The sequence below is a fragment of the Vibrio sp. genome (assembly GCF_984391705.1).
In genome coordinates, this window is sequence record NZ_CFHWOM010000022.1 from 45942 (window position 1) to 55715 (window position 9774).

Here is a 9774-nt window from a genome sequence, read left to right on the forward strand (position 1 = left end):
GTATTGTTATGAATAATGATGAGTTGATACTCGCCACTAATCTTGGTATATGTGCATATTAGTACTAACACGATGGCTGATATAGGCGTGTTTCTCTAAATTTATTGCCTAAAACTCCATAATTATTAGTCAAATTGAACCGGAGGAAGTATGAACCTAGCTAACCTGATGCAGGAGTACGTTGAGTTGAGAGGCTTAAGTGAGTTAGAGGGGATACATCAAACCGAAATTGAAGGTGTATGGTTCTACAGAAGTAGTACTGGTAACGCACGTCAGCCTTTTGTGTATCAATCCGGTGTTATAGTGCTTGGCCAAGGGCAGAAAAATATCTATATAGGTAATACCCCCGTTGCGTACGGGCCAGATGATTACTTAGTAGTAGGGGTACCGATGCCTCTGGAGTGTGAGGCTATGGCAGATTTAGGCGAGCCGCTTCTTGGCTTATCTATAGATATTGATCCTCAGATCCTTCACCGACAAGTCGTACGATTAGAAAAGCTCGGCGTTACACCAACGCAATCGACTGATAGTTGTCACCTTGGGCTAAAATCGGTTCGTATGGAAGCGGGGATGTTAGATACTTGTAAGCGTGTTATGAAAGCCCTACTTGACCCGCACGAATGGCAAATCTTAGGTGACAATTTAAAAGAAGAATTAGTTTATCGAGCTCTGTGTAGTCAAGAGGGACATGTTCTATTTAATTTAGCTCATCATGAAGGACACTATGCCCGAGTAGCAAAAGCGCTAGAAAAGGTACATCAAGAGTATGCTGCGAATTTGTCTGTTCAATCGTTGGCAGAAATAGCGAATATGAGCACATCAGCGTTTCATCAAGCGTTTAGAGACGTGACATTGGAATCTCCAATCCAATACATAAAGAAGGTTCGCTTAAATAAAGCTAAAGAGTTGATTCAACTAGAAGGGAAGAAGGTCAATGACGCAGCTAGACTGGTTGGCTATAACAGTAGCTCGCAATTTTCCCGTGAGTATAAGCGTCACTTCAACGAAACCCCTAAAGGGTTAAAGCTTGCTAGCTAATTACCCTGTTTAAAAAAGAGGAAAGATGAATTTACATAATTACTGTTTTTTTATGAATGGGAATTATTCATAATACGATTCAGATAATCACTAGGTCTAACAGATCTTGTACATGATTACTACATACCCCTATAGGAGATCTAGTCAATCTCTTTGATTAATAAGCCTCTTTGCGAGCCAGCTCAGAGGCTTATTTTTTTGTATATAAAATAAATCAGAATTTGGTTATTGATGCAAAATAAGTAACAAAACATTGCAATGAATGTACATTCATTTGCGAGTCATTTTGGAATATAACCTTTTTTTAGGTGTGATTCTGTCTATGTTATCTATGGTTATTTTGACTAAAGTTTTAAGTTTTCTGCTAGATATGCAGTGAATTTAATACATTGAAACAATAACTTAAGGATAGAACTCTATGCACCTATCAAACGGAACTGCAAAAAAACGTGTATTTACCCTAAGCACGTTAAGCGCTTCATGCTTGATTGCATTCAATAGCTACGCAGCAGTTGACTGTAGCGCATTACCAGAATGGGACACTTCAGCGGTATACAACGGTGGAGATCAAGTTCAACACGTTAATGAAGCTTATCAAGCGAACTACTGGACTCAAGGAAATAACCCGGCAGAAACAGCCGGCCCTTGGGGATTCTGGAAGTCTCTTGGTAGCTGTGAAGGCGGGGTTGTGGTTAATGAACCGCCAGTGGTTTCACTAACTTCACCAACTGCAAATGACACCATTCTAGATGGAGACGCCGTCGCAATTTCCGCGAATGCGAATGACAACGATGGCAGTGTCGTACGCGTTGAGTTTCAAGTTGATGGCGTTGTCGTTGGTGAAGATACAACGGCCCCGTACTCAGCAACATGGACAGCGACAGAAGGTAACCACACCGTTACAGCGACCGCCTTCGATGATAAGGGTGCAGCGAGTGTTGTTAGCTCAACGTCTATTATTGTTGATGCTAGCCAACCTGGTAACGTAGCACCAACGGTAGACGTAAGCCTATCAACGGCAGTCGTTGATGTCGGTGGCGTTGTTACCTTGTCAGCAAATGCAGCTGACAGCGACGGTAGCGTTGAGAAAGTGGATTTCTACGTTGCTGGTACTTTAGTGGGTACGGTAGCAACTGCACCTTATACACTCGATTACACGACAACTTCATCTGGCAGCCTATCTGTGTATGCCAAAGCGACAGACAACTTGGGTAAATCAAGTAATTCTTCAGCAGTTACCCTTAAAGTAAATGGTGCACCTACTGTTGCGACTTGTCGCCCAGACGGCTTATACCAAACCGAAGGCGTGAACGTTCCTTATTGTACGGCTTATGATGAAGAAGGCCGTGAATTGATGGGCGCGGATCACCCTCGTCGTGTGATTGGTTACTTCACAAGTTGGCGTGCTGGAGATGATCCTCAAGCGGCTTACCTTGTTAAAGACATTCCTTGGGAACAATTGACTCACATTAACTACGCGTTTGTCGGCATCGGCCCAGACGGTAAAGTTAACCTTGGTGATGTCAACGATCCAAATAACGCAGCAACGGGCAAAGAGTGGGCAGGTGTTGATATCGATCCTGCACTTGGTTTCAAAGGCCACTTCGGTGCACTCGCGACATACAAAGAGCGACACGGCGTTAAGACGTTAATCTCGATCGGTGGTTGGGCCGAAACAGGCGGTCACTTTGGTGCAGACGGCAACCGAGTGGCAGATGGTGGTTTCTACACTATGACAACTAACGCTGATGGTTCGATCAACCACGCAGGTATTGAGAAGTTCGCGACTTCTGCTGTAGAAATGATGCGTACCTACAAGTTTGACGGTCTGGATATTGACTACGAATACCCAACATCAATGGCAGGTGCAGGTAATCCATACGATAAAGCGTTTATGGAACCGCGTCGTCCTTACCTATGGGCTTCTTACCAAGAACTGATGAAAGTGTTGCGTGAAAAACTGGATGTTGCTTCTGCACAAGACGGTATTCACTACATGTTGACGATTGCAGCGCCATCTTCAGGTTATCTACTTCGTGGTATGGAAACGTTTGACGTTACTAAGTACCTCGATTATGTAAACATCATGTCTTACGACTTGCACGGTGCGTGGAATGATCACGTTGGTCACAACGCAGCATTGTTCGATACTGGTGAAGATTCAGAGCTGGCACAGTGGAACGTTTATGGCACCGCCGCTTATGGTGGCATTGGTTACCTGAATACTGACTGGGCTTACCACTACTTCCGTGGTTCAATGCCGGCTGGTCGTATTAACATTGGTGTTCCTTACTATACGCGTGGTTGGCAGGGCGTAACGGGCGGCACAAATGGCCTTTGGGGCCGTGCAGCGCTTCCTGATCAGACTCAGTGTCCTGAAGGCACGGGTGAAGGTGAGAAGAACAACTGTGGTAACGGTGCGGTTGGTATCGATAACATGTGGCATGACACCGACCCTAAAGGCAATGAAATGGGTGCGGGTTCAGGTCCTATGTGGCATGCGAAGAACCTAGAAAATGGCATTTGGGGCACATACTCTGACGCATACAAACTTGATCCTGTGAACGATCCAACTGATCGCTTTGTGGGTACGTATGAGCGCAATTATGACAGTGTCGCAGTAGCGCCATGGTTATGGAATGCAGAGAAGGGCGTATTCCTATCTACCGAAGACGAAGCGTCAGTGAGCGTGAAAGCGGACTACGTAATCGAAAAAGAAATCGGCGGTATCATGTTCTGGGAGCTAGCGGGTGACTATAACTGTTACGTTCTTGATGCAAATGGTCAGCGCACAACAGTAGATACGACAGAACAAGCGTGTAAAACTGGTAATGGTGAGTACCACATGGGTAACACTATGACCAAGGCTATGTACGAGAAGTTCAAGTCTGCTACTCCTTACGGTAATAAGATCGCTACAGGCGCGATCCCTACTGAAGCTGTAGATATCGCTGTTTCTATCGGTGGCTTCAAAGTAGGTGACCAAAACTACCCAATTAATCCGAAAGTAACGTTTACCAATAACACCGGCCAAGCGATTCCTGGTGGCACGGAATTCCAATTTGATATTCCAGTATCCGCACCGGACAATGCGAAAGACCAGTCTGGTGGTGGCCTAACAGTCATTGCTTCTGGTCATACTCGTGCAAACAATATCGGTGGTCTTGATGGCACAATGCACCGCGTAGCGTTTAGCCTACCGGCTTGGAAAGAGCTACCAGCTGGCGGCACCTACGAGTTAGACATGGTGTACTACCTACCAATTTCTGGACCAGCTAACTATACAGTGAACATTAACGGTGTTGATTATGCCTTCAAGTTCGAGCAACCGGATCTACCACTTGCAGACCTAAATGCAGGTAACGGTGACGGCAATACTGGTGGCGGAGATACTGGTGGTGGCGACACCGGCGGTAACACGGGTAGCGGCACTGTAACAGCATGGGAACCAGGTGTTACTCAAGCAACAAATGGTGACACCTACAGTTACAATGGTAAGTGTTTTGTGGCTAAGAACAGCCCTGGAACATGGGAAACACCAACACAATCGAATTGGTTCTGGGACGAAGTACCTTGTCCACAATAGATTAAGTGTTCATCTCTAAATCAAAAGCCTTGGTAAAAATACCAAGGCTTTTTCTATTTAAATGAATTAGAACTGATAGCTTTCAGGGACAACAACAACACCAGACTCTGAAATATGAAATCGCTTAGCGTCTTCGATGCGATTTAAGCCAATCTCAGTATTAGGTGGGATTTTTACGTGTTTATCGATTATACAATTTACTAATTTACATCCATCCCCAACTTCCACATCATCGAACAGGATACTATCAACGATGGTTGCACTATCATGGATCTTAACGTTTGATGAGATCACACTATGTTGCACCGAGCCACCAGAATTAACGACGCCATTGGCTATCATTGAGTTGATAAAAATACCTTCGTTACCGGTTGCTGAAGAAACAGTACGTGCTGGTGGAAATTGCGGCTCATAAGAGCGTATACCCCAATTCGATTGATAGAGATTCATTGGTGGAATAGGCTCGAGTAGATCCATATTAGCTTGATAGAATGAATCAATGGTACCAACGTCACGCCAATAGCAGTCTCTCGCAACGCGACCTCGGTCTTGGCAGAAGTTGTAGCCATAGACGCATCGTTCATCAATCAATTTCGGAATAATATCTTTACCAAAGTCGTGCGATGAACTCTCCATATTCGCGTCTTCTAATAACGCCTGCTGCAACGTTTCTCGCTCAAAGATATAGATCCCCATTGAGACTAGGCTTCGCTGCTCATTGCCTGGCATTGAAGGGGGAGTTGTAGGCTTTTCGCAAAACGTGTCGATTAGGTTATTCTCGTCGCAGGACAACACGCCAAATGCAGAAGCCTCACTCCTTGGGACATCCATACAGGCGATGGTCAGTTTTGCTTCGTTAGCAATATGGTCTTTTAGCATTTCAGCGTAATCCATCCTATAAATATGGTCGCCTGACAGCACGATGACATGCTTGGCGTCGCTACGCTCAAGTAACCACAGGTTATGATAGATCGCATCAGCAGTCCCTTCATACCACTTGCCGCCTCCACGCATTTGTGGAGGTACAACCGTGATGAACTCGCCTAGCTCTGGGTTGAAAATGGACCAACCATCGCGTAAATGCTTTTGCAATGAATGAGATTTGTATTGGGTAAGGACTAGAATCTGCCTTAATCCAGAATGCAAGCAGTTGGTTAAAGTAAAATCAATGATTCGGTACTTGCCACCGAAGGGGACGGCTGGTTTAGCGCGATCATCTGTCAAAGGACTCAACCTTGAGCCCATGCCTCCTGCTAAGATGATGGTGAGGGTGTCTTGCATACTATTCTCCATAACAGTGCAATGTGATTCATAAAAATCGTAGTACAAGAAACGAGCCAATTTGCTAGTGCTTGTAATTACAGCGTTTACATATGGAGAGTGTGAATGAATGCGTGAATTTAGTGCATGAGTAAGCGAGTATTGCACCAATTTTAGGCGATAGAATCGGATTCTACGACTGACAAAACGCTAACCCGATTTCGCCCAAGCGTTTTCGATTCATATAGCGCGATATCCGCGCGCTTGTAACTTGAACTTGGATCCTGACCGACTTCTGTCACCCCGCCGCTAATGGTGATTCCTAAAGAGCTTTCTAGGTTAATCGCTGTACGAACACGGTTAATGACGATTTCCGCTTCATTTAAAGGTGTGTGAGGCATTATGATTGCAAACTCTTCGCCACCAATGCGAGAAACAATATCGGTTTCCCTTAAATGTTTGGTCAGAATTTCTGAAACTTCGGTAATGGTCTTGTCACCAACGTCATGCCCAAATTGGTCGTTAATTCTCTTGAAATGGTCGATGTCGAGCAGAGCAAGTGTGGCTAATTCACTTTGAGGATAGCGCTTGATTTTCATCGATTGTGAAGACATTTCAATATCGAACTTACGACGGTTCCACAGATTAGTTAGCGCATCTCGCTCACTTAATTCACGGAGACGGTTTTCTAGCTCTTTCCGGTGAGAAATATCGATAAATGAGGCAACATAAAATTGGATGACATCCCGCTTATCTTTGACAGTTTGAATGCGAAGAATTTCAGTGATTTTTGAGCCGTCACGTCGCTTATTAACGACTTCACCTTCCCAAATACCGTGATTTTCGAGTTCTTTCCACATTTCCATGTAGAACTCTTGATTATGCTTTCCTGAAGCAAACGTAGAAGGTTGTTTACCTTTAACATCAGCAAGCTCATAACCACTTACGCGCGTGAATTCTTCATTAACTTGAATGATGCGGTTGTTGTTATCGGTGATCACCATTGCGGACATACCGTTCATAGCGGCCCGAGCGATCTTACTCGCCATGCTATTTTTCTGATGATTGTAATTCCACATGACAAAACTTAGCGTAATTAGAAAGATAATCACCAACAGAAAACTACCTTGAATATACAAATTCCGTCGCGCGTCCTGCTCTATAGAAAGGATATGCTTAGAATCGGACTGAAGAACGAAAATAAGCTCATTGACAAGAGTGGCACCTGAAAGGTTACTTTTGACAAATGAGATCCATGTGTTGCCTTCGGGTACAGTTCCAGATGTGCTGTTTTGAATCTGCGACCAAATAGCTGGATACTGTTTAGCTAGGTTTGAATCTTGATGAGATATAATGAAATTTCCGAAAATAGGCTCATTATTGTTAGACATAAGATAATAGCCTTGATCACTAACGATACTCGGCAAATTGCGGCTGTCTCTTTTATACGCTAAGGAATGGTAAATTCGGTTAAGGTCCAAGTTAGCAATAAAATAGCCTTTTCGAGCCCCCTGAAGCGTAATTGGTATGATGATACGGTAGGCTGGGGTTAAAGGTGTAACGTACTCGCCATTCTCCAACTCAAGGTCTATCCCATAGGCACCAATGCGTCCTTGCTCAATTGTCTGGGCATAATGGAAGTAATCACGATCGCCTTTGAATTGAAGGTGTTCATCTGACACAATTTCCGACACGTTCTCACTACTATTAATTCTGACTATCTCATAGCCATTTGTATCTAAAAAACGAAGTTGAGAGTAGTAGCCCTGCGTTTGGGTGACGAGTAACCAGAAGTCTTTGAGCATATTCAGGTTAGAGTCATTGGGCGTAAGTAGTGCTTGATTAAGCAAACCATTCGATGACAGCGAACGTAGGGAAGTTTTGATTTTACTTAGAGTAACTTGTAGCTCAGCTTTAGAATATTCGAGTTTATTACGATTTTCTTGCTCAACCGCAGAAGCCGTACGCTCACTGATCTTAATATTTTCACTATAGAAGTATAGTGAGGGGACAAAGGCAAGTACGCAAAAAGTAACGATGAATTGTAATAGTAACTTATAGCGAGGAAATGACATTGCCGATTACATAGTCCTAAAGTTGTATAAGTGAGTAATGATAAACGAATTGAATGCCAATTACTGTGAGCATTCATGCATAACGTGACAATCCGAACATCATTCTATATACTGAATGCTATTCTGAATAACTTTAGGTGCGTTTATGAAAATATGGTCTTTAGCAGTAATGGCTCTAGTTGTTACTTTCCCTGCACTCGCAGATGTTTCTATAGAGAAAAGTCGCGTAATCTGTGATAACCAAGGAGCGATGGTGGCATTTATGCAGCGAAAGTCAGTGAAATTGGACCGACAAGCATTGCCGAAAGGGTGTAGTGTTTCCGAAACTAAACGTCGTGGCGAAATTGTTCAGACTTACCCTAAACAAGGGTACCTCGAACTAAAACTGAAAACGGGTAAAAAAGTCTTTGTCGATAAAGACGCAATTAACCGCAGTTAATAAAAAAGCACCTCTTTGAGGTGCTTTTTGTTTTCAGGACTTCATGTAGGGGGGGGGATATTAGGCCTGAGCTTCAACTCGTTTAACTTGGTCACGAGACTTTAGGAACGCATAAGTGAAACCTGTTACCGCTGTACCAGCTGCAATTGCAACTAAGTACATTAGTACTGGAGAGATTGCGTTAGGGATAAGCAGCACGAACAAACCACCGTGTGGTGCCATCAGTTTTGCGCCAAACAGCATAGATAGAGCACCGGTTAGTGCGCCACCTACCATACATGATGGGATAACACGCATTGGATCTTTCGCTGCAAATGGGATTGCACCTTCAGAGATAAAGCACAGACCAAGAACGAACGATGCTTTACCCGCTTCACGCTCGCTTTGCTCAAACTTGTTCTTAGCAAGGAATGTCGCGAGGCCCATACCAAGAGCCGGAACCATACCTGCTGCCATGATTGCCGCCATTGGAGCGTAAGTTTGCGAAGCCAATAGACCCACACCGAATGCATAAGCAGCTTTGTTTACTGGACCACCAAGGTCGAAACACATCATCGCGCCAAGGATAATACCCAGCAGTACTGCGCTGTCTGAACCCATGTTGTTTAGGAAGTCAGTCAAGCCGTTCATGATACCTGAAACCGGGCCACCCACGATGTAAATCATCACTAGACCCGTGAACAGTGTCGCCACGAAAGGAATGATAAGGATCGGTTTAAGCGCTTCCATCGATTGTGGCAAGTTCACTTTGTCAGCAAGGAACTTCGCTGCGTAACCGGCAATGAAACCAGCGGCGATACCACCAAGGAAACCTGCGCCAGTTGAGCTTGCAAGCATACCTCCCACAAGACCCGGAGCCAGACCCGGACGGTCAGCAATCGAAAAGGCGATGAAACCTGCAAGTACTGGAATCATCAGAGCGAATGCCGAGCCACCACCGATAGTCATCAGTGCTGCGGCTAGCGTGCCTTCTTCTTTAAACGCTTCGATACCGAATACGAAGGATAGGGCGATGATCAAACCTCCGGCAACAACCACAGGAAGCATGTGCGATACACCCGTCATTAGGTGTTTGTACGCTCCTTTCTTCTCTTCCGTTGCTGATGATGCGCTAGAAGAACCTGAGTGTTGGTATACGCTTGCTTGTTCAAACGCTTTGTCCATCTCTTCAGCGGTTTTCTTAAGAGCTGGACCAGTCTTAGTGCGGTACATCTTCTTACCGTTGAAGCGGTCTAGAGGCACTTCGATATCGGCTGCAATTATCACTAGATCCGCGTCTGCGATTTCTTGGTCAGTCAGTTGGTTTTTTGCACCCACTGAACCACGCGTTTCCACTTTGATTTGGTGACCACGACGTTTGCCTTCTTCTTCTAGTG

6 protein-coding genes are annotated in these 9774 nt (G+C 44.6%); 3 read left to right on the top strand and 3 right to left on the bottom strand.

Annotated elements, in window-relative coordinates; translation table 11 throughout:
• Nucleotides 1-150: 150 nt before the first annotated feature.
• Together AC4MRV_RS12810 and AC4MRV_RS12815 are read left to right on the top strand one after the other, a co-directional pair.
• Nucleotides 151-1038, top strand: coding sequence for an AraC family transcriptional regulator (locus AC4MRV_RS12810; RefSeq protein WP_491187724.1), 888 nt, complete (start codon nt 151-153; stop codon nt 1036-1038).
• 418 nt (nt 1039-1456) lie between these two features.
• On the top strand, nt 1457-4624 hold the full coding sequence (locus tag AC4MRV_RS12815; protein ID WP_491187725.1) for a chitinase C-terminal domain-containing protein: 3168 nt from the start codon (nt 1457-1459) through the stop codon (nt 4622-4624).
• Nucleotides 4625-4690: 66 nt separating this feature from the next.
• Here AC4MRV_RS12815 and glgC read toward each other — a convergent pair whose 3' ends face one another.
• Complete coding sequence (gene glgC / locus AC4MRV_RS12820; RefSeq protein WP_491187726.1) at nt 4691-5917, bottom strand: glucose-1-phosphate adenylyltransferase; 1227 nt, start codon at nt 5915-5917, stop codon at nt 4691-4693.
• A 140-nt stretch (nt 5918-6057) separates the two neighbouring features.
• Nucleotides 6058-7959: a sensor domain-containing diguanylate cyclase gene (locus AC4MRV_RS12825; RefSeq protein WP_491187727.1), complete on the bottom strand. Its 1902-nt coding sequence runs from the start codon at nt 7957-7959 to the stop codon at nt 6058-6060.
• A gap of 145 nt (nt 7960-8104) precedes the next feature.
• On the opposite strand from AC4MRV_RS12825, the gene AC4MRV_RS12830 reads away from it, so the two are divergent.
• Nucleotides 8105-8398 carry a hypothetical protein gene (locus AC4MRV_RS12830; protein WP_491187728.1) on the top strand — a complete coding sequence of 98 codons (294 nt, stop codon included), beginning with the start codon at nt 8105-8107 and terminating at the stop codon, nt 8396-8398.
• A 60-nt stretch (nt 8399-8458) separates the two neighbouring features.
• On the opposite strand, the gene AC4MRV_RS12835 is transcribed toward AC4MRV_RS12830, so the two are convergent.
• A partial coding sequence (locus tag AC4MRV_RS12835; RefSeq protein ID WP_491187729.1) for a fructose-specific PTS transporter subunit EIIC occupies nt 8459-9774 on the bottom strand: 1316 nt, incomplete at its 5' end.

Bases quoted from the DNA above. Each gene is read 5' to 3' on its own strand.
- glgC (WP_491187726.1), bottom strand. From the start codon at position 5,917: ATGGAGAATAGTATGCAAGACACCCTCACCATCATCTTAGCAGGAGGC.
- AC4MRV_RS12825 (WP_491187727.1), bottom strand. From the start codon at position 7,959: ATGTCATTTCCTCGCTATAAGTTACTATTACAATTCATCGTTACTTTT.
- AC4MRV_RS12810 (WP_491187724.1), top strand. From the start codon at position 151: ATGAACCTAGCTAACCTGATGCAGGAGTACGTTGAGTTGAGAGGCTTA.
- AC4MRV_RS12830 (WP_491187728.1), top strand. From the start codon at position 8,105: ATGAAAATATGGTCTTTAGCAGTAATGGCTCTAGTTGTTACTTTCCCT.
- AC4MRV_RS12815 (WP_491187725.1), top strand. From the start codon at position 1,457: ATGCACCTATCAAACGGAACTGCAAAAAAACGTGTATTTACCCTAAGC.